Source organism: Bordetella petrii (genome assembly GCF_017356245.1).
Lineage (GTDB): Bacteria > Pseudomonadota > Gammaproteobacteria > Burkholderiales > Burkholderiaceae_B > Bordetella_A > Bordetella_A petrii_D.
Map to the genome: position 1 here is coordinate 3,400,863 of NZ_JAFMZZ010000001.1, position 24,958 is coordinate 3,425,820.

Annotated in this window: 24 protein-coding genes and 1 pseudogene; 15 read left to right on the forward strand and 10 right to left on the reverse strand. The window is 65.7% G+C overall.

Annotated elements, in window-relative coordinates:
* Positions 1-87: 87 nt before the first annotated feature.
* The 6 genes and pseudogenes from J2P76_RS16285 to J2P76_RS16310 all read right to left on the reverse strand — a co-directional run.
* Positions 88-714: pseudogene (locus tag J2P76_RS16285) on the reverse strand (ABC transporter ATP-binding protein); the annotation flags it as partial.
* A gap of 51 nt (positions 715-765) precedes the next feature.
* Positions 766-1,746, reverse strand: coding sequence for an isoaspartyl peptidase/L-asparaginase family protein (locus J2P76_RS16290; protein WP_207408719.1), 981 nt, complete (start codon positions 1,744-1,746; stop codon positions 766-768).
* Positions 1,743-2,624, reverse strand: a complete 882-nt coding sequence (locus J2P76_RS16295; RefSeq protein WP_207408720.1) for a MurR/RpiR family transcriptional regulator — start codon at positions 2,622-2,624, stop codon at positions 1,743-1,745. Before J2P76_RS16295 ends, J2P76_RS16290 begins: the two co-directional genes overlap by 4 nt.
* A gap of 169 nt (positions 2,625-2,793) precedes the next feature.
* A complete protein-coding gene (locus J2P76_RS16300; protein WP_207408721.1) occupies positions 2,794-3,444 on the reverse strand; it encodes a CoA transferase subunit B in 651 nt (216 codons plus the stop codon).
* Between the two features lie 12 nt (positions 3,445-3,456).
* Positions 3,457-4,155, reverse strand: a complete 699-nt coding sequence (locus J2P76_RS16305) for a CoA transferase subunit A (protein ID WP_207408722.1) — start codon at positions 4,153-4,155, stop codon at positions 3,457-3,459.
* A 72-nt stretch (positions 4,156-4,227) separates the two neighbouring features.
* Positions 4,228-4,701, reverse strand: a complete 474-nt coding sequence (locus J2P76_RS16310) for an acyl-CoA thioesterase (RefSeq protein WP_242697392.1) — start codon at positions 4,699-4,701, stop codon at positions 4,228-4,230.
* 111 nt (positions 4,702-4,812) lie between these two features.
* Here J2P76_RS16310 and J2P76_RS16315 point away from each other — a divergent pair, with 111 nt between their 5' ends.
* The 8 genes from J2P76_RS16315 to J2P76_RS16350 all read left to right on the forward strand — a co-directional run bounded on the left by J2P76_RS16315 (position 4,813) and on the right by J2P76_RS16350 (position 13,236).
* A complete protein-coding gene (locus J2P76_RS16315) occupies positions 4,813-6,459 on the forward strand; it encodes an electron transfer flavoprotein-ubiquinone oxidoreductase (RefSeq protein ID WP_207408724.1) in 1,647 nt (548 codons plus the stop codon).
* A 6-nt stretch (positions 6,460-6,465) separates the two neighbouring features.
* Complete coding sequence (locus J2P76_RS16320) at positions 6,466-7,296, forward strand: NAD-dependent epimerase/dehydratase family protein (RefSeq protein ID WP_207408725.1); 831 nt, start codon at positions 6,466-6,468, stop codon at positions 7,294-7,296.
* A 283-nt stretch (positions 7,297-7,579) separates the two neighbouring features.
* Positions 7,580-8,560, forward strand: a complete 981-nt coding sequence (locus tag J2P76_RS16325; RefSeq protein WP_207408726.1) for a tripartite tricarboxylate transporter substrate binding protein — start codon at positions 7,580-7,582, stop codon at positions 8,558-8,560.
* 14 nt (positions 8,561-8,574) lie between these two features.
* Positions 8,575-9,822, forward strand: coding sequence for a CaiB/BaiF CoA transferase family protein (locus tag J2P76_RS16330; protein WP_207408727.1), 1,248 nt, complete (start codon positions 8,575-8,577; stop codon positions 9,820-9,822).
* Positions 9,823-9,951: 129 nt separating this feature from the next.
* Positions 9,952-10,839, forward strand: coding sequence for a spermidine synthase (locus tag J2P76_RS16335; protein WP_347565326.1), 888 nt, complete (start codon positions 9,952-9,954; stop codon positions 10,837-10,839).
* Between the two features lie 74 nt (positions 10,840-10,913).
* Positions 10,914-11,822 carry a DNA/RNA non-specific endonuclease gene (locus tag J2P76_RS16340; protein WP_207408728.1) on the forward strand — a complete coding sequence of 303 codons (909 nt, stop codon included), beginning with the start codon at positions 10,914-10,916 and terminating at the stop codon, positions 11,820-11,822.
* Positions 11,823-11,896: 74 nt separating this feature from the next.
* Positions 11,897-12,724 (forward strand): AraC family transcriptional regulator, encoded by an 828-nt coding sequence (locus J2P76_RS16345; protein WP_207408729.1) that lies wholly within the window; start codon positions 11,897-11,899, stop codon positions 12,722-12,724.
* An 83-nt stretch (positions 12,725-12,807) separates the two neighbouring features.
* Positions 12,808-13,236, forward strand: coding sequence for a cupin domain-containing protein (locus tag J2P76_RS16350; protein ID WP_207408730.1), 429 nt, complete (start codon positions 12,808-12,810; stop codon positions 13,234-13,236).
* A 36-nt stretch (positions 13,237-13,272) separates the two neighbouring features.
* On the opposite strand, the gene J2P76_RS16355 is transcribed toward J2P76_RS16350, so the two are convergent.
* Entirely contained in the window at positions 13,273-14,061 is a 789-nt protein-coding gene (locus J2P76_RS16355) for an AadA family aminoglycoside 3''-O-nucleotidyltransferase (protein ID WP_207408731.1), read from the reverse strand.
* A gap of 228 nt (positions 14,062-14,289) precedes the next feature.
* On the opposite strand from J2P76_RS16355, the gene J2P76_RS16360 reads away from it, so the two are divergent.
* A complete protein-coding gene (locus tag J2P76_RS16360; protein WP_207408732.1) occupies positions 14,290-15,264 on the forward strand; it encodes a DUF4238 domain-containing protein in 975 nt (324 codons plus the stop codon).
* 260 nt (positions 15,265-15,524) lie between these two features.
* On the opposite strand, the gene J2P76_RS16365 is transcribed toward J2P76_RS16360, so the two are convergent.
* Positions 15,525-16,241, reverse strand: a complete 717-nt coding sequence (locus J2P76_RS16365; protein WP_207408733.1) for a hypothetical protein — start codon at positions 16,239-16,241, stop codon at positions 15,525-15,527.
* Positions 16,242-16,305: 64 nt separating this feature from the next.
* On the opposite strand from J2P76_RS16365, the gene J2P76_RS16370 reads away from it, so the two are divergent.
* Positions 16,306-16,833, forward strand: a complete 528-nt coding sequence (locus J2P76_RS16370; protein ID WP_207408734.1) for a hypothetical protein — start codon at positions 16,306-16,308, stop codon at positions 16,831-16,833.
* A gap of 704 nt (positions 16,834-17,537) precedes the next feature.
* Positions 17,538-18,197: a methyltransferase family protein gene (locus J2P76_RS16375; protein WP_207408735.1), complete on the forward strand. Its 660-nt coding sequence runs from the start codon at positions 17,538-17,540 to the stop codon at positions 18,195-18,197.
* A gap of 84 nt (positions 18,198-18,281) precedes the next feature.
* Here the strand turns inward: J2P76_RS16375 and J2P76_RS16380 are convergent, their stop codons facing one another.
* The gene (locus J2P76_RS16380) at positions 18,282-19,151 is read right to left on the reverse strand and encodes a c-type cytochrome (RefSeq protein WP_207408736.1); all 870 of its coding nucleotides are present in this window, start codon (positions 19,149-19,151) and stop codon (positions 18,282-18,284) included.
* Positions 19,152-19,163: 12 nt separating this feature from the next.
* Positions 19,164-19,637 carry a c-type cytochrome gene (locus J2P76_RS16385; RefSeq protein WP_207408737.1) on the reverse strand — a complete coding sequence of 158 codons (474 nt, stop codon included), beginning with the start codon at positions 19,635-19,637 and terminating at the stop codon, positions 19,164-19,166.
* A gap of 131 nt (positions 19,638-19,768) precedes the next feature.
* Between J2P76_RS16385 and coxB the strand changes: the two genes are divergently transcribed.
* The 4 genes from coxB (at position 19,769) to J2P76_RS16405 (ending at position 24,958) form a co-directional block, all read left to right on the forward strand.
* Positions 19,769-20,755, forward strand: a complete 987-nt coding sequence (gene coxB, locus J2P76_RS16390; protein ID WP_207408738.1) for a cytochrome c oxidase subunit II — start codon at positions 19,769-19,771, stop codon at positions 20,753-20,755.
* Positions 20,752-23,286 (forward strand): cbb3-type cytochrome c oxidase subunit I, encoded by a 2,535-nt coding sequence (locus J2P76_RS16395; RefSeq protein WP_207408739.1) that lies wholly within the window; start codon positions 20,752-20,754, stop codon positions 23,284-23,286. Before coxB ends, J2P76_RS16395 begins: the two co-directional genes overlap by 4 nt.
* Before the next feature lie 2 nt (positions 23,287-23,288).
* Positions 23,289-23,636, forward strand: coding sequence for a hypothetical protein (locus tag J2P76_RS16400; protein ID WP_207408740.1), 348 nt, complete (start codon positions 23,289-23,291; stop codon positions 23,634-23,636).
* An 83-nt stretch (positions 23,637-23,719) separates the two neighbouring features.
* Entirely contained in the window at positions 23,720-24,958 is a 1,239-nt protein-coding gene (locus tag J2P76_RS16405; RefSeq protein ID WP_207408741.1) for an MASE1 domain-containing protein, read from the forward strand.

Sequence of the window (24,958 nt, forward strand, 5' to 3'; positions counted from 1 at the left end):
TGTGGGCCTTGGCGTGGCGGGCCCTGTCGGCCGGTCTGGCCGCGGGCGCGGCCAGACTTCCCTTCGCCTACCTCGTCAGGCGGGGCNCTGCGCCTGGATGGTCACGTCCAGCGCCGTGGTGGGCTCGTCGGCGATCAGCAGCTGCGGCTTGCATGACAGCGCCATGGCGATCATGACCCGCTGGCGCATGCCGCCCGACAACTGGTGCGGGTAGCGGTCCAGCACCTGGCGCGCTTCGGGAATGCGCACGCGGTCCAGCATGCGCAGCGCCTCGGCGCGCGCGCTGGCGGCGTCCTTGCCCTGGTGCACCCGGATCGATTCGGCGATCTGGTCGCCGGCCGTGAACACCGGGTTCAGCGAAGTCATGGGCTCTTGAAAGATCATGGCGATGTCGGCGCCGCGGATGCCGCGCATCGTGGCGCCCGGCGCGCGCGCCAGGTCGACGATGGCGCCGTTGCGCCGGCGCAGCAGCATGCTGCCCGAGGCGATCTTGCCGCCGCCGTGCTCCACCAGCCGCATCAGCGCCAGCGACGTGACCGACTTGCCGGAACCGGATTCGCCCACGATGGCCAGCGTTTCCCCCCGGTCGACGTGGAACGACAGGTTGCGCACCGCATCCACCGTGCGTTCCGACGTGGCGAAACGCACGCTCAGGTCGTCGACCTGCACGACGCGATTGTCTGGCAGCGCCAGGCTGCTTGCGCGCTCAACCATATTGCTTCATCCCCTGCAGGCTGCCATGCGGGCAGCGTATTGGCGCGGCGCTCATCGATAGATGGCCGCCACGGGAGGCTCGCCCACGCGGGCATGGCCTCGGTACATTCCTTCCGTGTTGAACGGCAGGACCACATTGCCGTGGGTGTCGACGGCGATCAGGCCGCCCTTGCCCTGGATGGCGGGCAAGGTGTCGAACACCACGCGGTCGGCGGCCGCCTGCAGCGAGGCGCCGCCGTATTCCATTTGCGCGGCCACGTCGTAGGCAGCCACCGCGCGGATGAACATTTCACCGGTGCCGGTGGTGGATACGGCGCAGCTGCGATTGCTGGCATAGCACCCGGCGCCGATCAACGGGGCATCGCCCACGCGGCCGACCTGCTTGTTGGTGATACCGCCCGTGGACGTGGCGGCCGCCACGTTGCCCTGCGCATCCACCGCCACCGCCCCCACGGTGCCGAACTTCTTGTCGGCATCCAGCGGATCGGCCGGCGCGGGCTGGCCGCGCGCCACCAGGGCCTGGCCGTCGTGGTCGAGCACCGCGGCGTCGGGGTTCTCGCGCTGCACGCGCAGCAGCTGTTCGCGCCGCGCGTCGGTCGAGAAGTACGACGGGTCGACCAGTTCCAGGCCTTGCGCGCGGGCGAAATCCTCGGCGCCCGGGCCCACGAAAAATACGTGCTTGCTGTGTTCCATGACGGCGCGCGCGGCCAGCACCGGGTTGCGCACGCAGGTCACGTTGGCGATGGCGCCGCAGCGCAGGGTGGCGCCGTCCATGATGGACGCATCGAGTTCGTGCGTGCCCGCGCTGGTGAACACCGCGCCGTGGCCGGCGTTGAACAGCGGGCAGTCTTCCAGGCGGCGCACCGCCTCGGTCACCGCGTCCAGCGCGCTGCCGCCGGCAGCCAGCACCGCCTGGCCGGCCGCCAGGATGCCGTTCAGGGTCGCCAGGTATTCCTGCTCTTTCTCGGGGGACATCGCGGCGCGCGACATGGCGCCTGCGCCCCCGTGGATGGCGATAACCGGCTGAATCATCTTTTTCCTGCTCCTGCACCATGGAAAAGCCACGGCATGACGGATTGGGTCACGCCGGCCGCGGCCTGGATTGAATTCTTGGCCCGATGGGCCACCGCCGCTCCCAGCCCTTCCACCAGCCCCAGGGCGGCCGTCTCGGAGTTGGACGACAGCTGGCGCGACGTGTGGGCATACAGCGCCACCGTAGCCACGGGCGCCAGCGGCGAAGTAGGTTTGTCGGTCAGCACCAGCACGGGCACACCGGCCTGCTGCGCCGCCCGGCCCAGCGTGACCGTGTCGGCCAGGTAGCGCGGAAAGCCGATGGCGATGATCAGGTCGCGCTCGGTCATGCGGGCCAGCTGGCGGGCCGCGTGCGACACCCCGCCCGGGCCGGCCAGCGAATCGCAGGCGTGCAGGTGCATGCACAGGCTGCGCTGCAGCAGCCCGGCCAGGAAGCCGCTGGCGCCGAACCCGATGATGAAGACCCGCTCGGCCGCCAGCACGATGTCGACGGCCCGCTGGCAGGCATCGGCATCCAGGGCCTGCAGCGTGCGCTGGGCGTTGCGGATGTCTTCTTCCAGCGTGGCGGCCATGACTTGCGCGGCCGTGGCGGAATGCGCCAGTTCGACGCGCAGCTTTTCCACCGGCTCGAGCGCCGACTCGAACCCGCGCGCCAGTTCGGCGCGGAACTGCGGGTAGCCCGGCAGGTCGAGCGCGCGGGCAAAGCGGTTGGCCGAGGCCACCGACACGCCCACGGCGGCGGCGAACTCGTCGATGGTCATGGTGGCCACGCGGAACTGGTGGGCCAGCACATATTCCGCCATGCGGTGCTGGGCGCGGCTGAGGCTGGGCTGCGCACGGGCGATCCGGGCGGCGACGGACGGACTGGCCTGGGTCATGGGTGGATGGGCTGCTGCAAGGCCGGTGGTCCGGCACGAATGTAAATTTGTTTACACAGTAATTTTAGATAAGAAAATTGATTTTCATACTCCGGGATTACCCTCGCCGCGCCGGGCCATGAAAAAACCCTGCCGAAGCAGGGTTTCTTGTGCCGACGCAGGCCCGCGGCTACACGCCGGAGACATCCAGCCTGGCCTGGGTCTTGGCCTTGATTTCATCGACCGTGACGCCGGGAGCCAGTTCGCGCAGCTTCAGGCCGCCTTCGGCGACTTCCAGCACGCCCAGGTCGGTGATGATCAGGTCGACCACGCCCACGCCGGTCAGGGGCAGCGTGCACTGCGGCAGCAGCTTGATGTCTTCGGTGCCGTCTTTCTTCTTGGCCACGTGCTCCATCAGCACCACCACCTTGCCCACGCCCGCCACCAGGTCCATGGCGCCGCCCATGCCCTTGATCATCTTGCCGGGGATCATCCAGTTGGCCAGGTCGCCGGTTTCGGACACCTGCATGGCGCCCAGGATCGCCAGGTTGATCTTGCCGCCCCGGATCATCGCGAACGAATCGGCCGAAGAAAAGATGGACGAACCGGGCAGCGTGGTAACCGTCTGCTTGCCGGCGTTGATCAGGTCGGCGTCGACCTGGTCTTCGGTGGGGAACGGGCCGATGCCCAGCAGGCCGTTTTCGGATTGCAGCCACACTTCGATACCGGCGGGCACGTGGTTGGCCACCAGGGTGGGCAAGCCGATGCCCAGGTTCACGTAGAAGCCGTCTTGCAGCTCGCGCGCGGCGCGCGCGGCCATTTCATCGCGGGACCATGCCATGTCGTGTTCTCCTTAGGCCGGGCGGGTGGTGCGTTGTTCGATGCGCTTTTCCGGCTGTGCGTTCAGCACGATGCGGTGCGCGTAGATACCGGGCAGGTGGATCTGGTCGGGATCGAGCGACCCCGTGTCGACGATTTTCTCGACTTCCACCACGGTGATCTTGCCGGCCATGGCCACGTTGGGATTGAAATTGCGCGCGGTCTTGCGGAACACCAGATTGCCGCTGCGATCGGCGATATACGCCTTGACCAGCGACACGTCGGGCACCAGCGAACGTTCCATGACGTACTGATGGCCGTCGAATTCGCGCAGCTCTTTGCCGTCGGCCACGATAGTGCCCACGCCGGTGCGCGTGAAGAACGCCGGGATGCCCGCCCCGCCGGCGCGCAGCTTTTCCGCCAGCGTGCCCTGCGGCGTGAATTCGAGCTCGAGTTCGCCGGCCAGGTATTGCCGTTCGAACTCTTTGTTTTCGCCCACGTACGAGGCGATCATCTTGCGGATCTGGCGGGTATTGAGCAACTGGCCCAACCCGAAGCCATCCACCCCCGCGTTGTTGCTGATGCATGTCAGGTTCTTGACGCCGGAATCGCGCAGGGCGGCGATCAGCGCCTCGGGGATGCCGCAAAGGCCGAAACCGCCCACGGCGATCATCTGGCCGTCTTCGACGATGCCTGCCAGCGCCTCGGCGGCGCTTGCATAAACTTTGTCCATCTGTCCAGCTCCTAAGGTTCGAATTTGGATAGGCGCGGCTGCATGCGGGTGGCGCGCCCCGTTCGTTTTTATTTAATTTGAGCCGATTTTAACGGCTTGCGCGGCGGACACGCACTGCCGCCCCAGTTGTTCGAGTACGCCGGGCGGCCAGGGCTGCGAGCGGTTGGCCGCGTAATCCATCCAGACCAGCACGGTGCGCCCGCGCGCATACGGGCCGGAATCGTCGCCCACCTTGTCGAGCAGCACTTCGGTTTCCAGGCTGGAGCGGCCGATCCGGGTGACCCGGTGCGTGACCCGCACGTCGGCCGGATAGATGAACGACCGCAGGAAGTCGCACGAGGCGTGCGCCAGGATGAAGCCCTGCCCCGGCGGCGGCGACCAGTCCGGGCCGCGCAGCATCTGTATGCGGGCCTCTTCCATCATGCGGAAGTACACGGTGTTGTTCATATGGTTGAAGGCGTCGGCATCGCCCCAGCGCATGGGCACGTCGGCCTGATGCCAATCGCCGACTTCGAGAACGCGGACGGGTTTCTGATCCCAGGTCAACGGGAGCTCCTGACAGTGAACGGGGCGCCGGGGCACGAGCCGGCCGGCTGCAATACAATCGCCGATAATACTTCCTTGCATCACCAGAAGGCACTAGAGGGGATAGGTGTAATGTCCGAACGCGAGTCAATGGAATATGACGTGGTGGTTGTCGGCGGCGGGCCGGCCGGCCTGGCCGCCGCGTTGCGCCTGAAGCAGCTGGCCACCGAGCAAAACCGCGAACTGAGCGTGTGCGTGCTCGAAAAAGGCGCCGAACTCGGCGCCCACATCCTGTCCGGCGCAGTCATGGACCCGCTGGCGCTCACCGAGCTCATCCCCGACTGGAAAGACAAGGGCGCGCCGCTGAACGTGCCGGTCACCCAGGACCAATTCCTGTTCCTGACCCGCACGGGCGCGCGCAAGACGCCCAACTGGATGCTGCCGGCCTGTTTCCAGAACCACGGCAACTACATCGTGCGCCTGGGCGACGTGGTGAAATGGATGGGCGAGCAGGCCGAGGCGGCCGGCGTCGAGATCTTCCCCGGCTTTGCCGCGGCCGAAGTGCTGTACGACGACAACGGCGCCGTGCGCGGCGTGGCCACCGGCGATATGGGCGTGGCGCGCGACGGCTCGCACACCGACCACTACCAGCCCGGCATGGAACTGCTGGCACGCTACACGATCTTCGCCGAAGGCTCGCGCGGGCAGCTGGGCCGCCAGCTCATCGAACGCTACAAGCTCGACGACGGCCGCGATCCCCAGGCCTATGGCATCGGCCTGAAAGAAATGTGGGAAGTCGATCCGGCCCAGGCCCGGCCCGGCCTGGTCATGCATACGGCCGGCTGGCCGCTCGATGCCGACACCTATGGCGGCTCGTTCCTGTACCACCTGGACAACAACCTGGTGGCGGTCGGCATGGTGGTGGGCCTGGACTACGCCAACCCCTGGCTCTCGCCGTTCGAAGAATTCCAGCGCTACAAAACCCATCCGGCCATCCGCGGCATCTTCGAGGGCGGCAAGCGCATTGCCTACGGCGCGCGCGCCATCACGGCCGGCGGGCTGCTGTCGCTGCCCAAGCTCACCTTCCCGGGCGGCGCGCTGGTCGGCTGCGAAGCCGGCTTCCTGAACGCGTCGCGCATCAAGGGCAGCCATGCCGCCATCAAGACCGGCATGCTGGCCGCCGAGGCCGCGTTCGACGCCGTGGCGGCCGACCGCCGGCAAGACGAACTCTCGGCCTACCCGGCCGCGTTCGAGGCATCGTGGCTGCGCACCGAGCTGAACAAGGCGCGCAATTTCAAGCAGTGGTTCAAGAAAGGCCAGACCATCGCCACCCTGATGACCGGCATCGAACAGCTGGTGCTCAAGGGCAATATCCCCTGGACGCTCCATCGCACCAAGCCCGACCACGCCTGCCTGCAGCCGGCCTCGGAATGCGCGCGCATCGACTACCCGAAGCCCGATGGCAAGCTGACCTTCGACAGGCTCAGCTCGGTGTTCATCTCGAACACCAACCACGACGAAAACGAGCCGGTCCATCTCACCCTCAAAGACCCCACCGTGCCGGTGGCGGTGAACCTGGCCAAGTATGGCGGCCCCGAGGCTCGCTACTGTCCGGCCGGCGTGTATGAGTTCGTCAAAGACGACCACGGCGACGACCGCCTGCAGATCAATGCGCAGAACTGCGTGCACTGCAAAACCTGCGACATCAAAGACCCCACCCAGAACATCGTGTGGGTGGCCCCGCAGGGCGGCGAAGGCCCCGTCTACAGCGGCATGTAGGCCGGCATGGCCCAGCGCGTCCTGCTGGCCGGCTGCGGCGACCTGGGCCTGCGCCTGGCGCAGCGCCTGCAGGCGCGCGGCGCCGAAGTCTGGGCGCTGCGGCGCCAGCCGCCCGCCGCCGGCCACGGCGGCATCCACTGGCTGCGCGCCGACCTGACCCAGCCCGCCACCCTGGCCGGCCTGCCCGCCGGCATCACCCACCTGGCCTATTTGCCCGCCCCCGGCGCGCGCGATCCGGCCGTCTACCAGGCCGTGTTCCGCGCCGGCCTGCCCGCGCTGCTGGCGGCGCTGGACACGCGCGCCCTGCGGCGCGTGCTGTTCGTGTCCTCGTCGGCGGTGTATGGCGACAACCATGGCGGCTGGGTCGACGAAACCACCCCGCCCGCTCCCGCCGGCTTCAACGGCCGCGTCCTGCTCGATACCGAAAACTGGCTGGCCGGCCAGGGGCTGCCTTCGGTCAGCCTGCGCCTGGCCGGGCTGTATGGCCCGGGCCGGCTGCAACTGATCGAGCGCCTGCGCGCCGGCACGGCCCGCGCGCCGCGCCATCCGCCGCACTGGGCCAACCGCATCCACATCGACGATGCGGCCGCGGCCGCGGCCCATCTGCTGGCGCATCCGCACCCCGAAGCCGTCTATATCGGCTGCGACGACACGCCGCTGCCGCTGCACGAACTGTATGCCCACCTGGCCCGCCTGGCGGGCGCGCCCGAGCCCGCCGAAGGGCCGGCGCCGGCCGCCGTGGGCAGCAAGAAACTCAGCAACGCGCGCCTGCGCGCCAGCGGCCTGGCGCTGCAATGGCCCGACGCGCGCGCGGGCTACGCGGCGCTGCTGGCCTGAAGCCTCCTCCGAAGCGCTGCTGTTGCCAGGCTTGCCAGGTGTCTGACTCCGCAGGTGTCAGACACCGTACGATTGGTGCAGGCATGCTACACAACGGTGTCTGACACCTTGTATCTTGGCACTTGTGGTGATTAGCTATCACCACAGCGGTTCCGGTGAGCTTGTTCTGGCACCGAAAGCGTGGACTTTGCTCCGCAGATGAAGCCCCGGAACCGCCCCCTGTAAGCCAGCTGAACACTGAACGGTAGCCTAGGGCCAGGACCCTGCATGTACAAGGTAAGNCATGAAAGCATGGACCCAGGCGGCCGCGGCCGCCACCCTGGCCCTGGCCACCCTGCTGGCGCCGTCCGCCAGCCAGGCCCAGCCCGCCTACCCCGCCCGCAGCGTCACCCTGGTCGTGCCCTTCCCGCCCGGCGGCACCACCGACATCCTGGCGCGCCTGCTGGCCAACGAACTCGGCCAGCAGTGGAAGCAGACCGTCGTCGTGGAAAACAAGCCCGGCGCCAGCGGCACCATCTTTTCCGAACAACTGGCCCGCAGCGAGCCCGACGGCTACACGCTGATGCTGACCGCCACGCACCACGTCATCAACCCCAGCCTGTACAAGAACCTGCGCTACGACACCCGCAAAGACTTCACCCCCATTGCCGAAGTGGCCGCGGTGCCCAACGTGCTGGTCGTGAACCCCTCATTTCCCGCCCAGAACGTGCAGCAACTGATCGCCTATGCCAAGGCCCACCCGGGCAAGGTGAACTTCGGCTCGTCCGGCACAGGCGGCGCCAACCACTTGTCGGGCGAGCTGTTCAAGTCCATGGCCGGCATCGACATGGTCCACATCCCATACAAGGGCGCGGCGCCGGCCCTGAACGACCTGCTGGGCGGGCAGATCCCGGTCATGTTCGATTCCGTGCCCGGCGTGCTGCAGCACATCCAGGCCGGCAAGCTACGCGCCCTGGGCGTTACCTCGCTGAAGCGCTCGGCGGCCCTGCCCGACGTGCCCACCCTGGACGAAGCCGGCGTCAAGGGCTTCGAAGCCATGGCCTGGTTCGGCCTGTACGCGCCCGGCAACATGCCGCCCGCACTGTCGAAGCAAATTTCCACCGCCGTGCTGGCCGCGCTGCAAAGCCCGCAGATCAAGCAGCAATTCGCCAAGCAGGGCGCCGAGCCCGGCACCATGAGCCAGCCCGAGTTCGCCAGCTTCGTGAACACCGAAATCGACAAATGGGCCAAGGTCATCGCCGACGCCCACATCAGCATCCAGTAAAGGAACGCCGCAACATGCCGGACGCAGCAACCGCCGCCACCCCCGGCGCCCTGTCGCACATCAGGGTGCTGGACCTGTCGCGCATCCTGGCCGGGCCCTGGTGCACCCAGAACCTGGCCGACCTGGGCGCCGAAGTCATCAAGGTCGAACGCCCCGGCAGCGGCGACGACACCCGCGCCTGGGGCCCGCCCTGGACCCGGGACGCGCACGGCCACGACGCCGCCGACTCTACCTATTACGCCGCCGCCAACCGCGGCAAGAAGTCGGTCACCATCGACATCGCCAGCCCCGACGGCCAGCGCCTGGTGCGCGAACTGGCGGCCCGCAGCGACGTGGTGGTGGAAAACTACAAAATCGGCGACCTGAAGCGCTACGGGCTGGACTACGACAGCCTGCGCGCCGTGAACCCGGGGCTGGTGTATTGCTCTATTACCGGCTACGGGCAAAGCGGGCCCAGCGCCCGCAAGCCCGGCTACGATTTCGTCTTCCAGGCCATCGGCGGCCTGATGAGCATTACCGGCGAGCACGACAGCCTGCCTGGCGGGGGCCCGCAGAAAACCGGCATCGCCATCGCCGACGTCATGACCGGCATGTACGCCACCATCGCCATCCTGGCCGCCCTGAACCACCGCGGCGAATCCGGCCGGGGCCAATACATCGACATGGCCCTGCTGGACTGCATTGTGGCCCTGGGCGGCAACCAGATCACCGGCTACTTCGCCAACGGCAAGATCCCGCACCGCTACGGCAACGCGCACGCCAGCCTGGTGCCCTACCAAGTGTTCACCGTGGCCGACGGCGAAATCGTCGTCGCCGTGGGCAACGACGTGCAGTGGCAGCGCTACTGCGACGCCATTCAGCGCCCCGACCTGGCGGCCGACGCCCGCTGGGCCAAGGTCAAGGGCCGCATCGTCGGCCGCAATGAACTGGTGCCCGAACTGGCTCGCACCATGCTGACGCGCGGCGCCGAAGAATGGATCGCCCGCCTGGAAGCCGCGGACGTGCCCTGCGGGCGCATCAACAACTACGAACAGGTCTTCCAGGACCCGCAAGTGCAGTACCGCGGCTTGCGCGTGGACATGCCCAAGCCCGACGGCGGCATCGTATCCACCATTGCCAGCCCGCTGCGCCTGTGCGGCACCCCGGTCAAATACCAACTGCCTCCGCCCGCCGTGGGCGACAGCACCGATTATGTATTGGGGCAGCTGCTGGGCTATGGGCAGCAAGACATCCAGGCGCTGAAACAGAAAAAGGTGGTTTGAGCGGCATTCGAGCGATGACACCGGTGTCTGACACCCTGCGGGAGTCAGACACCACAGCCCATACCCAGGTGTCTGACTCCCGCAGGGTGTCAGACACCGAAACCCGCAACAACCTCCGCAGGATATGATGTGCCATCCCCATCCGGCACGCCTTCCATGTCCCGCATCCGCCAGCTTCTCGCCCTGCTCCTGGCCTGCGCCGCCCTGCTGCACCCCGCCGCCCACGCCGCCCCCCAGCTGCTGCACAGCGAGCCTTCGCAATTCGGCAAGGTCCTGGTCTTCGAAGAAAACGGCGAGCGCTGCATGAACTTCAACAGCATGGTCGACTTCGGCCGCCAGACCTGCATGAGCCTGGATCACCCCGGTGAACTGGTGTTTTCCTACACCCGCATGATGATCGGCTCGCTGTACGCCAGGCCCGCCCCTGAAACCATTCTGATCGTCGGCCTGGGCGGCGCCACCCTGCAGAACACCCTGGCCAGGCTGCTGCCCGACGCCACCATCGACACCGTCGAAATCGACCCCGCGGTAGGCAAGGTGGCGCAGGCCTACTTCGGCTACCAGCCCGGGCCCAGGCAGCGGCTGTTCATCGAAGACGGCCGCGCCTACATCGAACGCGCACACCGCGAAGGCCGGCAATACGACATGGTGATGCTGGACGCCTTCGACGTGGACTACATCCCCGAACACCTGATGACGCTGGAATTCCTGCAGCACGTCAAAGGAATACTGGCGCCAAACGGCATCGTGGTGGCCAACACCTTCACCAACAGCCAGCTATACCAGCGCGAATCCGCCACCTATGCGGCCGTGTTCGGCGCATTCTTCAACCTGAAGGAAGGCAACCGGGTCATCATCGCCGTAAACGGCGCCCTGCCCGACGACGACACGCTGGCCCGCAACAGCAAGGCGCTGGCCGGCAAGCTGAAGCCCCTGGGCATCGACCGCGAACGCACCCTGGACCAGTTTGTGCGCATTGACGGCGTCAGCAGCGATATTGCCGTCTTGAAGGACTGAGCTTTCGCGTCATCTACAATGCCTGGCCATATCGGCTGCCTGAAAACGCAGCCGATCAGCAGCCCACAGGTAGCATGACACGCGCGAAGAAACCCGTTTCCCGAAAAAGAAAACCCGCGGCAAGAAGCCGCAGCCAGCCGGCCCACAGCCTGACACGGTTCCTGCGGGCATTCGTGGTTTCATCCCTGGCCAGCTTCGGCGCCGCCACCTACATGCTGAATCCGCAATGGCGGATTCCCGTCTCGGTAGAAAGTGTTCTTGCGCGGCTGCAATGGCCGCCGCGCGAACAAGCCGCCCCGGTAGCCGTGCCCACCGGAGCAAGCATCCAGACCCGCTTCGCGGCCTGCCCCCAGTTCTTTCCGGGTGGACATCCGCCCGCCGTGCCCGCCGCCCCGAAACTGCGCGAAGTGTGCTTTTCCAACTTCGCCGTGCTGCATAACGGGCAAACCAAGACGCCGGTATTCGTGGCAGAACGCCTGAACCGCAAGATGCTGATCCAGGCCCAGGGGCTGCAGCGCACCGACAGGTTCTATGCCGAAGCCAGAATCCCGCGCGCGAAACGCGCCGAACTGGACGATTACCAGGGGTCGGGCTATTCGCGCGGGCATATGGCGCCGGCGGCGGACATGTCCACGCCCGAAGCCATGGCGCAGAGCTTTTCCCTGGCCAACATGGTGCCGCAGGATCAGAGCCAGAATGCCGGGCCCTGGAGCCGCATCGAGCAGGATACGCGGAAATATGTAATGCGGGCCGCGGGGGATGTGTATGTGTTCACCGGGCCGGTATATGGCGAACGGCCGAAGACGATTGGGGCTGGCGTGGCGGTGCCCGCCTACGTGTACAAAGTGGTTTATGACGCGACGACCAAAAGGTCGTGGGTGCATTGGCAGGCGAATAGCGGCAATGCCAGGGCGGGGGCGCCGATCGGGTATGGGGAATTTGTGGACAGGACGGGGATCCGGGTGTTGCCGAGCGGGCCGTGACAGATGCCGACGCGCCCCTGCTCTCGTGCGACAATCTTCTGGACATACTGGCGCCCCGCACAGAGACTTCCGCCATGCCCCGAAAACCCGTTCCCGCCATTGTCGACTGGGTAAAGCGCGCCACGCCTGTCGCCGGCGTGGAGCGCATCGAAGCCCGGTTTCATGGCAACGCGTACGCCATGCACCGCCACGATACGTACGCAATCGGCCGCACGCTGGCCGGGGTGCAAAGCTTCAATTACCGGCGCAACCGCCGCGACAGCCTGCCGGGCAACACCATCGTCCTGCACCCCGACGAGGCCCATGACGGGCAGGCCGGCACGGCCGAGGGCTTCCGGTATCGCATGATCTACGTCCAGCCCTCGCTGTTCCAGGAAATACTGGGCGGGCAGGCGCTGCCATTTATCGAAGGCGGCATCACAACCGACCCGCGCCTTGCCGCCGCCACCGAAAACTTGCTGAAACAGGTCAGCGATACGTTCGAGCCGCTGGAACAGAGCGACGGCCTGGTCGAACTCGCCCATGCCTTGGCACTTGCGGCGGGCGAGCCTGCACGAAAAAACAAGGGTGACTACCTTGCGGCGCGGCGTGCGCTGGATTACCTGCAGGCGAACAGCACCCGCATCGTGGCCCTGGAAGAACTCGAAGCCGCCACAGGCCGCGACCGCTGGAGCCTGTCTCGCGATTTTCGGCAGTACTACGGCACCAGCCCGTACCGGTACCTGACCATGCGGCGGCTGGATATCGCGCGGCGGCTACTGCTGGCCGGCCGGCCTTTGGCCAACGCCGCCGCCGAGGCGGGCTTCGCCGACCAAAGCCATATGTCGCGCCACTTTCTCAAGACCTTCGGCCAGACACCCGGGCGCTGGCTTCAAACCGTGGGCGGCGTATCCCTCCGCTAGGCGCGCACAAACGTTCAATACCGCGGTGCGGCGGCGGCGTATCCTCGGCAAATCCCCTTTCTGATTTTCGGCCGGAGAGAACGATGACGTCAAAACCCGATCCATCCATCCACGCGCCCGCTTCGCGCGGGCAATGCCAGGCGATCGATCTGCTGGGCAAAATCAAGTTGATCGACGAACACTGGCAGCCGCGCGTCGTTGCCGAGATGAACGACTACCAGTTCAAGGTGGTGAAGCTAATGGGTGATTTCGTCTGGCACGCACATAGCGATACCGATGAAACTTTCATCGTGCTGGAAGGCGAATTGCGCATCGACGTACGCGGCGCTGCCGGCGGTGATGGCCCGATTATCCTGCGCGCGGGCCAGATGGGCGTGGTGCCGAAAGGCGTGGAACACAGGCCTTGTGCAAACGGTGAGGTAAAGCTTCTGCTGATCGAGCCGCGCGGGGTGGTGAATACTGGGGATGGAGCGGCAAGCGAGCGTACGGCGGCCAATGATCGGTGGATATGACGCCGGGCGCCGCGTCGTGTGGCGATTCGGCCCCGGCTATTGCAGTTTCGCCATCACGCTGGATCGGATGCAGTCCAGCAGCGCCGTCCGCTCTTGCGGGTAGGCGGCCAAATCTTCCACCTTCAATCCCAGGTATGCATCCCTTGCGGCGATAACAATTTGATGGTGCTCGGCAGGAAGGCGCTGAAGGGCCCAATTCGCAGCGGCATCCTTGGACGCAATATCGCCCGTCATGGCGGTGTACCAAATACGCACCAGGGCCAGGACGATATTTACCTCATCCCCTTCCCAGTCTGCCTCGGTATTCCAAAGAGACAAGGTGTCCAGCAGCGAGCGCTGGACATCGGCGGCGGGAATATCATCGAAGAACTCCTGGGCTGGCGGGCCGAACAGGGCAACGCTGTGCCGCCGCACCTTGGTCAACAAGATGGCTAGGTCGTGATCCAGCATCGCGGGCTCGATAATGCCTGCGTTGATGTCGTCGCGCAGCCATTCGCCGAATTGCATTTGTCGTTTCGCGGGGTAGTGCCAGGGTGTTACGTCTTCTTGTGCCAGGACCGTTACCTCTAGCGCCCGGCGTTCAGGATCGGTGCCGGGGAAAGCCGAGATCGACAGCAGGTCCGACATCAAGGCGGTTCTGGTGGAATCGTCCAGAGGAGCACGCACGGTGACCAATAGATCGATATCGCTAAGTGGTTTTAGGCCGTCGTCTACGGCGGAGCCGAGCACGTGAATTGCCAGGATTGTTTTGCCTAGATGGTTTTCTAGAATGGAAAGTGCATCTGATACTTGCCGGGTGATCGATTCTGGGAGCTTGTCAGACATGGCAAGGATGGTATCTCATTTCGAATGAGTGGTTGCGACCAGAAATAGTTAGGAGGGAGTGTCTACGGTCAACCCGAAGCGGCTGGTCACGATAGGCCGCAACCGGCCAGGAGCGGTCTTAGGTGACGGTCGGCTTTCGGGTAGGTTAACCTTCTATTGCAGCCGAACCTGGCCAATTGCGCTGGCTGGTAGACTGAACTCGAGCCTTAACCCCTTACCAGTGCATCCATGGCGATAGCGAAAGTTCAACACTACGTTCCGCAATTCCTGCTCAGGAACTTTGGCAATGGCAAGAAGGATCAAGTCTGGGTCTACGACAAGTCGTCAGCGCGGGCGTTTCCGTCAAACACGAAGAACGTCGCCAGCGAGAGCCGCTTCTACGATTTCGAGTACCAAGGTCAAACGATTTCGCTTGAGCCATGGCTTGGCCAGCTAGAAGGTAGCGCGCAGTCTGTGATCCGATTCATTCTTGAGACCGACTCGGTGGCAAAACTGGCTGACGAACAGAAGCAAATCCTGGCTGCATTCTTGGCGGTTCAACTAACCAGAACCAAGACATTCCGCGAAGAATGGGACGCCTTTCCGAGGATGCTACGCGAGCACTTCCAACGCAACGGTGATCAAGTTGCGCCGGGGTCCCAGGTCGAGGAATTGATACAAGACATTCCGGCGAACGACCTCAAGGAGCAGACCGCGAGGGTCATCTACAAGGCCCCCGAGACGTACGCTGCGCAGTTCCTTAACAAAAATTGGGTACTCGCAGCTACGACGCGCAAGGCTCCGTTCTTGCTGAGCGATAACCCGCTTACGCGCCAGAATATGATCGATCGGCCCAACAGAGGGAATCTTGGATTGGCGCTCCCAGGCATAGAGATCTACTTTCCCCTATCTCCTACTCGTGCTTTGGCGATGTGGTGCCCCACCCTCACAGAGGCAGTTCATCTTGGAGCTCTGGCTCTTATGAGTCGTACGGGTTTCACGGCGACGTTGCCCGATCCCCATGGTGTCATCAGCATGAGGGACGCATTGCTCAATGGGGCTCCCGTCCTGTACTCGCCGGCAAACGTCGAGAATTTCAACTCGCTCCAGATCATCTGGAGTGAGCGGTACATCTTCTCAACCGCCAATGACTTTCAGCTTGCAGACGCCATGCTTAGCGAGCATCCAAACCTCAAGAAGGGGCCGAGGTCAACTACGGCATAGAGCGTTGCCGTGTTGGGGTCCACCCTCTCGCTCGCGCGCCGAATTGCTACTGCAGCCACCGTCTGCCTTCTCGGTTGGCAGCTCGAACGTCGAATGACCGCCTTCTGGCAGCTCACTTCGGCCTGAGCGACGACAGCAACGGGTCGAAAGCGGGCTTTTACGAGGGCTCAGCTGTCGACCCAAAGCGGTCGAGCGCCAACTTCAACAGCGGACTCTCACTGCATATTCACTGAGGCGCGCTGTTTCAGCGCTGAGCCTCTCTAAACAAGCACGTCGAATACATTGAGAACCAAGACTTCAATGTGGGCAGCGCAACGGCTCTCCGCCAGTTTTAGGCTGTTGGGATGGCCGCAACCATTGCGAAGCTTCAAGCATCCTTCGAGTTCAGTCTTGACGTTCTTCCCAAGGATTGAGAGCGCCTCAAGCACTTGAAGAAGATCATGCTCTTTCATCTTTGACAGGTCATCTTCGTTCTTTGCCGCCCGCCATTTTGGATCGCGGCGAACAGCTTCTGTATTGAAGTCAGCTAGGCGGTGCTGCACAACGTGCGCGTATAGCAGCGAAACAGCCCCGACCCAAGAAAGAACCACTGCGGCTCGGAAGTGTCGCGCTTCATAGCATGCAACAGCCTCAGCGACGAATTCTTTGACCTCAGCTTTCAACCTCGGCAGCAGCGCTCGCAATGCGCTGGATTGCGCTGCGACATGTGCATCAGGTACGCCGAGCAGTTCTCCAACCCGCTTCTTACCATTGGTCGTCAGTGCCCACCCCTCCTTGCGTTCGAAGGCAAGACCTTTCAACTTCTGCAAATCTCGAGACACGTTTGCATCAGATAGCCCTAGGGATCTGGCTGTTGTCCGAATTCCACTAACAGCGTGCACGCCATCGCCAAGATGCGCCAAACAGAGGAGCAACTTATCTGCGCGAGCAAATTCGCCGGAGTGAATTAGGTCAGTAACTCGATCAGAAGAAGTCATTGACGCCCCGTATTTGTTAGGATTAAATCATCAGTATGTAATACACATACATCGAGAGGATCATATGTCCGAAGCGACGATGAGTAAAGAGCTGGCAGCCATGGTGCAGGTCGAGCATGCACTCTTGGATCTCAGCGAGGAAGAACGCAACAGAGTGCTGTCGTGGGCGGGTTCTCGATTCGGTGTTGCCATTGCCCAAGGCAATGCCGGTCAGGCTAAGGCCTCTGACACTACAGGCGACACCCATGCGGGTGCTGAACCCCTAGCGGGCGCGTCTGACATTGACTCCCTAGCTGAGTTCTACGACCGTGCTTCGCCCACCTCCGACGGTGAAAAGGCGCTGGTAGTTGGGTACTGGTTCCAAATCAAGGAGGGCGCTTCTGAGCTCGAAGCGCAAAAAATCAACTCGGAACTGAAACAGTTGGGGCACGGTATAGGTAATGTCACCCGAGCGCTTGACTGGCATAAAACCCAAAAACCAGCACTGATGATCCAGAAGCGGAAGGAAGGCACGACCAAGCAAGCCCGTAAGAAGTTTGTGGTGACGAACGAGGGCAAGAAGTACGTCGAAAAGATGATCGCACGGACCTAACTGCCTCACCGGTTTTAGATCGGAAGTCCTTGCGCAAGCATGGCGCTTACACCCACCATGTAGGCCGTAGCCCTGCGCAGTGCTAGCCAACTGCATCTCGCTCAGCTGCGTGTCTGAGTGGCTGTTTGCCGCCGCATCTTCCAACGTACGCTGCTGGCCGAAAGCAGCTCTTCAAAACCCACCCACTCACCTCCTCAAATAACTCTTCCCCCCACTATCCGTAGTGCAATACCGCCCACCCCGAGGCCCAACACAGTATTTCCCCTCTCTGCATTGACACTGCCCCGCGCCCTTGGAAAATCCCCCTTCCGGCATCAAGCGCTGCACCCCGCCACCCAATTGCGCCTGGCAAGACTTTTTGGATCCGCTCACAGACCCGTCATTGCAGACAAAGATGTCGCCTTGGCAATGCGACACACCGCCTTTGCGGCCACTGCATGGGTAATTCGCGGCATCAGCCGATATCGAAAGCAACAGCGCACACCCGGCCGCCGCCAATAACAGCAATCCCCGGCCCACCCCACATCGCCACAACATGGCGCCGAAAATCACCGCCTTCTCCTCCGAGCCCATCCCTCGCTCTAATTTCTGATAGTAACTAATCAAGACATAATTTCAACCCTCAAAAACCCCGAATCCTGCCGTAACTCAACCCCGCCAAACAGGCCTATCATTAATCCACGCATCCCCCGTGCGAGGCCCCCATGCGCCCTACCCTAGCCATCGCCTCCACCACCCTGCTGGGCACCCTGTTCTACCTGGCCCTGGCGGTTGTTGCCTACGGCGGCATCGCTTCCTTCTTTTCCCACCCCGCCCGCATCGCCCTTACGGTGGTTCTATTCGCGCTATCCATCGCAGCCCTGTTCAGCGGCGACAACCTGAATCCCGGCGTGCGCGAAGACCGCGACAATCGCTGGGTGCTGACGGCTTTCGCCGTCATCGGCCTGCTGAGCGGCTGCGCGCCCGCCTACACCGACCGCATCGGCTTCTGGGTGATCGATGGCGATACGGTGCGCTGGATTGGCGTGCTGTTGTTCGCCGCGGGCGGCGCGCTGCGGCTGTGGCCGGTGTTCGTGCTGGGGCGCCGCTTCAGCGGGCTGGTGGCGATACAGGCGGGCCACGAACTGGTCACCACCGGGGTGTACGCCAGGATTCGCAACCCCAGCTATCTGGGGCTGTTGATCAGCATGCTGGGCTGGGCGCTGGCGTTTCGCTCGGTGGTGGGGGTGCTGCTGACGCTGTGCATGCTGCCGCCGCTGATTGCCCGCATGCGCAGCGAGGAAGCGCTACTGCGGGCGCATTTTGGGGTGCAGTATGAGGCTTATCGCAAGCGGACTTGGCGGTTGGTGCCGGGGGTGTATTGAGGTTCTCAGATCGACCTCGGTGTCAGACACGCTAGGTGTCTGGCACCTGACGACGCTGACCTGACGAAAGCTGGCGCCCCGGGCTTACTCTGGTTCATCCAGCGTGTACAAGAACGCGGCGATGTCGCGGGCGTCCTGTTCGCTGATTCCCAGGTTCGGCATGGCCGTCGCGGGGTCGATGGCGGTGGGGTCGCGCAGCCAGCGCACCATGTTGGCGGGGGTATTGGGCAGCACCCCGGCAATGTACCGTTGATGGGCGATGCCGCCCAATGGCGGGCCGACGTGGTGCTTGGCGCCGACCACGCCGGGGATGGCGTGGCAGGTGATGCACAGGTACTGCTGCAGGGCCTGCCGGCCGGCCTGGGCGTCGCCCAGCCTTAGTTCAGCGGCAGGTGATGCAGGCGCAGGCGCAGGCTCTGACGACGCCGCCGGCCGTGCATGTCGGCTGTCCCACGCCCGGTATTCCGCGGGCGACAAGGTGGGCAGCACCCGCATGAAGGCCACCACGCTCCAGATGTCTTCGTCGCTGATGCGGTATTGCCATGCGGGCATGCCGGTCATCTTGATGCCCTGCCGCACCACCCAATACACCTCGGCCGCCGGCCAGTGCCTGGCGGTGTCCACCAGCGATGCGGGCGCGGGCATCAAGCCCATGGCGAAAGGCTCAGGCGCCACGCCGGGCGCGCCGTGGCACTGTACGCAATGCGCGCGAAACAGCTGGAAGCCGTCGATGGCCTGCTGCGGGTTGTCCAGCGACGGCACGTTCACCTTGGCGGCGCGCACGCTGATCGAGCGCTGCAGCGCGATGTCCATCACGCTGTTGACGGGCGCGGTGTGCGGGCGCGTGGCGGTGCTGTCGTACCAGCCGCTGTAGATCAGCGCCAGCACGCCGGCCAGCGCCACGGCCGCGGCGGTTGCCAGGGTGATACCGGCGGTGCGCATCCAGGGTTTCATGGCGGCGTCCTGTCAGCGCAGGGTGAGCAGGTAAGCGGCGATGTCGCGGGCATCGGCTTCGCTCAGCCCCATATTGGGCATTGCCGTGTTGGGCGCAACCGCCGGCGGGTTGCGCAGCCAGCGCACCAGGTTGGCGGGGGTGTTGGCCAGCACGCCCGCCAGGTAGGCCCGGCCGGCCAGGTGGCGCAAGGGGGGCCCCACGCGTGCGCCCGGGGCGCGTATGCCCGGAATGGCGTGGCAACCGGCGCAGCCATATTGCGCGATGCGCTCGCGGCCGCGCTGGATGTCGGCCCCGGGCAGCGCGTCGGGCTGCGCGGGCGCGGCCAGCGGCTCGTCGGGCTTGCCGCAAGCCGCCAACAGGCTCAGCCCGCCCACGGCCAGGCAGGCGGACAGCCGCCCGCGCCAGGTTCGAAGCGCGCCAGCCCACGGCCGCGCGGCGGCGGCCGCCGGGCCAGGGGAAATCCCCGCGTAGGTTGATCGAGGCATCGGCATCCTTTTTCCGCAGGCTGCAGCAATTTCTTTGCCCGCCCTTGCGCTTGCAGGCGGCGCCGGCGGCGCGGGCACGGCGCTTGCGTCCAAAAATCCTGCTCCCGGTAAATTTTTCCCACCCGCCCCCTATGCCCGACATCAGCGCCTGTGTTGCCTTTGCCGTGCCGCTTGCAACGATGTGGGCCGACAAGCAGTCGGCGCTGCACCCGCGGGCCGACCAGGCGGGCTTCAGCGCGGAAATCGGCTGGGTGATGTTCGCGGGCGGCGCCGGGATTTTCCTGCTTGTGCTGGCGATCCTGGCCGTGGCGCTGTACGGGCCCGAGCGCGTGCGCCGGCGGCTGGCCGGCCGCGCCTGGCTGCTGGGCGCGGGCGTGGTGTTCCCGGTGGTGGTGTTGTCGGCCCTGCTGGTGTACAGCCTGGTAATGGCGGCGGCGATGCTGCGCGCGCCGGCGCCGGCCGCCGTGCGCATCGAAGTGATGGGTGAAATGTGGTGGTGGCGCGTGCGCTATCTGGATGAACAAGGCCGGGTGCTGTTCGAGACGGCCAATGAAATCCGCATCCCGGCCGGCCAGCCGGTGGAACTGCTGCTGGGCTCGCGCAATGTGGTGCACAGTTTCTGGGTGCCCAACCTGGCGGGCAAGGTGGACATGGTGCCGGGCCATGTGAACCGCCTGCGCATCCAGGCGCGGGAACCCGGCGTTTTGCGCGGGCAGTGCGCGGAATACTGCGGCGCGCAGCATGCCAACATGATGTTCGACGTGCAGGTCCTGGCCGGGCCGGACTTCCAGGCCTGGCTGCGGTCGCAACAGCGGCCGGCCGCCGCGCCGGCCGGCGATGCCCGGCTGCTGGCCGGCCAGCGGGTGTTCCTGCAGGCCTGCGCGCAGTGCCACACGGTGCGCGGCACGCCGGCCGCCGGCACACTGGGGCCCGACCTGACGCACGTGGGCAGCCGCCCGTCGCTGGCGGCGGGCATGCTGCGCAACAACGTGGGCTCGCTGGCGGGGTGGATCGCCGGCAGCCAGCACATCAAGCCCGGCAACGGCATGCCGTCGTTCGACCAGTTGTCCGGCGAGCAATTGCGTGCGGTGGCCCACTACATGGAAAGCCTGCAATGACGCCAGACACGCTGCCGGACACGCTGCCCAATCCGCTGCCGCGCCCCGCCGGCGAGCGCGAAGAGCTGGAACGCCTGTGGCAGCGCCCCCGGGGCTGGCGCGCCATTACGGTGGTCAACAACAATTACGTCGGGCTGCTGTATATCGGCACGGCGCTGCTGTTCTTTCTGCTGGCCGGCATACTGGCCCTGCTGATGCGCGCGCAGCTGGCGGTTCCCGACAACGACCTGATCGGCCACGCGCTGTACAACCAGCTGTTCACCATGCATGGCACGGTGATGATGTTCCTGTTCGCGGTGCCGGCGGTGGAAGCGATGGCGGTGCTGCTGCTGCCCAATATGCTGGGCGCGCGCGACCTGCCGTTTCCGCGTCTGTCTTCGTACGCCTACTGGGCCTACGCCATCGGCGGCCTGGTGTTCTTCTGCAGCATTTTCGTGGGCCTGGCGCCGGATGGCGGCTGGTTCATGTATCCGCCGCTGACCAGTTCGGCCTATTCGCCGGCCATCAATGCCGATCTGTGGCTGCTGGGCATAGGCTTCATCGAGATCTCGGCGATTGCCGGGGCCATCGAGCTGGCGGTGGGCATTCTACGCACCCGCGCGCCGGGCATGTCGCTGGACAAGCTGCCGGTGTTTGCCTGGATCATGCTGGCGTTCTCGGGCATGGTCATCGTGGCGTTTCCGGCGGTGATCGTGGCCACGGCGCTGCTGGAACTGGAACGGGCCTTCGGGCTGCCCTTCTTCATTGTCGACAAGGGCGGCGACCCGCTGCTGTGGCAGCACCTGTTCTGGCTGTTCGGCCACCCCGAGGTGTACATCATCTTTCTGCCGGCGGCGGGCATGGTGTCGATGATTATTCCGGCCATGGCGGGGCGCCCGCTGGTGGGCTACCGGGCGGTGGTGATGGCCATCGTGGCCACCAGCTTTGTCAGCTTCGGCCTGTGGGTGCACCACATGTTCGCCACCGGCATTCCGCAGCTGTCGCTGAGCTTTGCCTCGGCGGCCAGCATGGCGGTGTCCATCCCCACGGGCATCCAGGTGTTTGCCTGGATCGCCACGATCGCGGCGGCGCCGCGCCTGCGGCCGCTGAAAACGCCCATGCTGTTCATCCTGGGTTTTTTCTTCATCTTCGTGCTGGGCGGGCTGACCGGCGTCATGGTGGCGGTGATTCCGTTCGACTGGCAGGCGCACGATACGTATTTCATCGTGGCGCACCTGCATTATGTGCTGGTGGGCGGCATGGTGTTTCCGCTGTTTGCCGCGTTTTATTACTGGATGCCCTTCGTCAGCAGCCGGCCGCTGTCCGAGCGGCTGGGGCGCTGGGCGTTCTGGCTGATGTTCGTCGGCTTCAACGCGGGCTTTTTCCCCATGCACCTGACCGGGCTGGCCGGCATGCCGCGCCGCGTGTATACCTACGCCGACAGCTACGGCTGGGGTGCGCTGAATATGCTGTCGACGGTGGGCGCGTATGTGATCGCCGCGGGCGTGCTGGTGTTTCTGGTTGACCTGGCGCGCAATTTCCGGCCGTCGGTGGCGCGCAACGCCGGCAATGTGTGGCGGGCCGGCACGCTGGAATGGCTGCCCGCCGGCGTGGCGGGGCCGCGCAGCGTGCCGCGCGTGCACAGCCGCGAACCGCTGTGGGACCAGCCCGGCCTGGCCGCCGATGTCGATGCAGGGCGCTATTACCTGCCGGGCGCGCCCACCGGCGAACGCACCACCTTGGTTACCAGCGCCATCGGCGCGTGTCCGCAATATGTGCTGCGGCTGCCCGGCCCGGGCTGGCCGCCGGTGCTGGCCGCGCTGGGCACCGCCGGGTTTTTCCTGCTGCTGACCGTGAAACTGATGGTGCCGGCCACGCTGTTCGGCGTGCTGGCCATTGCCATGATCCTGCGCTGGCTGTGGGATGCCGACCCCGCCGCCGATCATCCCCCCGTGGACGTGGGCGGCGGGTTGCGGCTGCCGGTGTCATGCACGGGCAGCGGCTCGCATTCGTGGTGGGCGATGGTGATGCTGGTCATGGTGTGCGCCAGCATCTTCAGCGCCACGCTGTTCTCGTACCTGTTCCTGTGGACTACCTCTCCCGGGCAATGGCCGGCGGCCACGGCCCTTGCCGCCCTGCCGTGGCCGCTGGCCTGCGCGGCGCTGCTGCTGGCCAGCAGCGCGCTGGTGTGGGCCGGCGGGCGCGCATTGCGGCACGGACGGCAGGGCTGGCTGCGCGCCGCCCTGCCGCTGGGCTGCATGATGCTGTTCGCGGCCCTGGGCCTGGAAGCCGCCGCGCAATGGCGCGCGGGCCTGCGTCCGCAAGACAGCGCCTATGCCGCGGCCGTCTGCGCCGTGATCGGCCTGCAGGCGGTGCTGGTGGGGGCAGTGGGTTTCATGGGCCTGTTCACCACGGCGCGCTCTTGGGCCGGCAGGCTGGCGGGCAACCGGCGCGCGTGTTTCGACAACACGGCCCTGCTGTGGCATTACACGGTGGCGCAGGGGCTGGCCGGCACCTGCCTGCTGCACGGTTTTCCACGCTGGGTGGGGTAGCCATGCGCACGCCTTCCGTCTCGGTACTGCTGCCGCTTTTGGCCGGCCCGCTCGCCTGGGCGGCGCATTTCGTGTTCATTTACGCGGCCAATGGCGTGTTCTGCGCGCGCCCGCATCTGCATGGCCTGTGGGTGGATGGCGGCCTGGCCGCCGCCACCCTGATCGGCGCCGCGCTGCTGGCCGTGGCCGCCATCGCCCTGGTCTACTGGCGCCAATGGCGGCGCTGGCCGGCCGCCGGCGACGCCGGCTTTTTGCGCTGGGTGGCGGGCGCGCTCAGCCTGCTGGCCGGCCTGGCTATCGTGTGGCAGACCCTGCCCGTGCTGCTGGTGCCGGCCTGTTCCGGTACCTGAGCCGGCGGCAGCCCGGCTGCAGACAGCCGGCCGCGGTATATGCCATACTGCCCGGCAGCACACGCATCGGCAGACCTATCCTCATGGCCAGTTCCCTGCTTCGTCTTGCGCTATCGCTGTTGTTCTGGGCGGCCCTGTACGCCGCCGGCGGCTACGTGTCGCTGCGGCTCGATGACCCCGCCACCCGCGTGGCCTTTGTATGGCTGGCCGCCGGCGTGGCCGTGTCGGCCTTTCTGCTGGCGCCGCCGCGCCGCTGGCTGGCGCTGTTTCTTGCCTTCATGGCCGCGCGCCTGCTGCTCGACGCCTGGGAACACCACGACTTTCTGCACTCGGTGGGCATCGGCTGCATTTCGCTGGCCAGCGATGCGGGCGTGGCCTGGCTGATACGCCGCTATGCGCGCCGCGGCGACGACCTGCACGGCGTCATGGTGCTGATCGGCGCCACCGTACTGGTCAGCGCGGCGGCCGCGGCGCTGGGCGTGGGCTGGCTGGCCTATGCCAGCGGGCTGCCGTTCTGGAACATCGTATGGATATGGTGGGCGGCCAACGTCACCGGCGTGCTGCTGCCCACCATCGCGATTCTCAGCTGGACGGATGTGGCGGGCAAGGCGCGCCGCCCGGGCACGGCGGCCCTGCTGTGCGGGCTGGCGGCCTGGGTGCTGCTGTGCGCCAGCGCCTGGTACGTGTTCGCCGAAATCACGCCGCACGCGCACCGCGCGTCGGTGGTGTTTCCGCTGGCCTGCGCGCCCATCCTGCTGGCGGCGGTAATGTCGATGGCCTGGGGCAGCCGCGGCGGCGCGCTGGGCCTGATCAGCCTGGGCGCCATTGCGCTGTACTACGCGGCCGGCGAAAGCGGGCCGTTCTTTCCGCACGGCTTGAAGCCGGGCGAATCGCTGCTGCTGGCGCAGTGCTATCTGTGCGTGACGGCGCTGCTGCTGGCGTTTTTGTGGGTCTACACCAATGGGCGGCGCCCCGGCGGCGCAATGGCCAGTGTGGACGCGGGCATCATGTACCAATACGACCCGGCCAGCGGCAAACTGGCCTGGGACGGCGACCCGCGGGCGGCGCTGGGGCTGGACACGGCGCCGCTGGACACGCTGGATGAGCTGCTGGGGCGCGTGCACCCGGATGACCGCCAGGCGCTGCAGGCGCGCTGGGCGGCCGCGGCGGCGGGCCCGGTGGATGCGGCGCTGGCGCTGCGCGTGGCGGCGGGCGACGGCTGGGTGCGGGTCATGGACCGCAGCCCCACGGCCATCGGCAGCGCCACGGGCGTGGCCGTGGTGGGAACGTGGCAGGTGCGGCAGCGATGGGCATGGCGATGA

Bases quoted from the DNA above. Each gene is read 5' to 3' on its own strand.
- J2P76_RS16290 (WP_207408719.1), bottom strand. From the start codon at position 1,746: ATGATTCAGCCGGTTATCGCCATCCACGGGGGCGCAGGCGCCATGTCG.
- J2P76_RS16295 (WP_207408720.1), bottom strand. From the start codon at position 2,624: ATGACCCAGGCCAGTCCGTCCGTCGCCGCCCGGATCGCCCGTGCGCAG.
- J2P76_RS16300 (WP_207408721.1), bottom strand. From the start codon at position 3,444: ATGGCATGGTCCCGCGATGAAATGGCCGCGCGCGCCGCGCGCGAGCTG.
- J2P76_RS16305 (WP_207408722.1), bottom strand. From the start codon at position 4,155: ATGGACAAAGTTTATGCAAGCGCCGCCGAGGCGCTGGCAGGCATCGTC.
- J2P76_RS16315 (WP_207408724.1), top strand. From the start codon at position 4,813: ATGTCCGAACGCGAGTCAATGGAATATGACGTGGTGGTTGTCGGCGGC.
- J2P76_RS16320 (WP_207408725.1), top strand. From the start codon at position 6,466: ATGGCCCAGCGCGTCCTGCTGGCCGGCTGCGGCGACCTGGGCCTGCGC.
- J2P76_RS16325 (WP_207408726.1), top strand. From the start codon at position 7,580: ATGAAAGCATGGACCCAGGCGGCCGCGGCCGCCACCCTGGCCCTGGCC.
- J2P76_RS16330 (WP_207408727.1), top strand. From the start codon at position 8,575: ATGCCGGACGCAGCAACCGCCGCCACCCCCGGCGCCCTGTCGCACATC.
- J2P76_RS16340 (WP_207408728.1), top strand. From the start codon at position 10,914: ATGACACGCGCGAAGAAACCCGTTTCCCGAAAAAGAAAACCCGCGGCA.
- J2P76_RS16345 (WP_207408729.1), top strand. From the start codon at position 11,897: ATGCCCCGAAAACCCGTTCCCGCCATTGTCGACTGGGTAAAGCGCGCC.
- J2P76_RS16350 (WP_207408730.1), top strand. From the start codon at position 12,808: ATGACGTCAAAACCCGATCCATCCATCCACGCGCCCGCTTCGCGCGGG.
- J2P76_RS16355 (WP_207408731.1), bottom strand. From the start codon at position 14,061: ATGTCTGACAAGCTCCCAGAATCGATCACCCGGCAAGTATCAGATGCA.
- J2P76_RS16360 (WP_207408732.1), top strand. From the start codon at position 14,290: ATGGCGATAGCGAAAGTTCAACACTACGTTCCGCAATTCCTGCTCAGG.
- J2P76_RS16365 (WP_207408733.1), bottom strand. From the start codon at position 16,241: ATGACTTCTTCTGATCGAGTTACTGACCTAATTCACTCCGGCGAATTT.
- J2P76_RS16370 (WP_207408734.1), top strand. From the start codon at position 16,306: ATGTCCGAAGCGACGATGAGTAAAGAGCTGGCAGCCATGGTGCAGGTC.
- J2P76_RS16375 (WP_207408735.1), top strand. From the start codon at position 17,538: ATGCGCCCTACCCTAGCCATCGCCTCCACCACCCTGCTGGGCACCCTG.
- J2P76_RS16380 (WP_207408736.1), bottom strand. From the start codon at position 19,151: ATGAAACCCTGGATGCGCACCGCCGGTATCACCCTGGCAACCGCCGCG.
- J2P76_RS16385 (WP_207408737.1), bottom strand. From the start codon at position 19,637: ATGCCTCGATCAACCTACGCGGGGATTTCCCCTGGCCCGGCGGCCGCC.
- coxB (WP_207408738.1), top strand. From the start codon at position 19,769: ATGCCCGACATCAGCGCCTGTGTTGCCTTTGCCGTGCCGCTTGCAACG.
- J2P76_RS16395 (WP_207408739.1), top strand. From the start codon at position 20,752: ATGACGCCAGACACGCTGCCGGACACGCTGCCCAATCCGCTGCCGCGC.
- J2P76_RS16400 (WP_207408740.1), top strand. From the start codon at position 23,289: ATGCGCACGCCTTCCGTCTCGGTACTGCTGCCGCTTTTGGCCGGCCCG.
- J2P76_RS16405 (WP_207408741.1), top strand. From the start codon at position 23,720: ATGGCCAGTTCCCTGCTTCGTCTTGCGCTATCGCTGTTGTTCTGGGCG.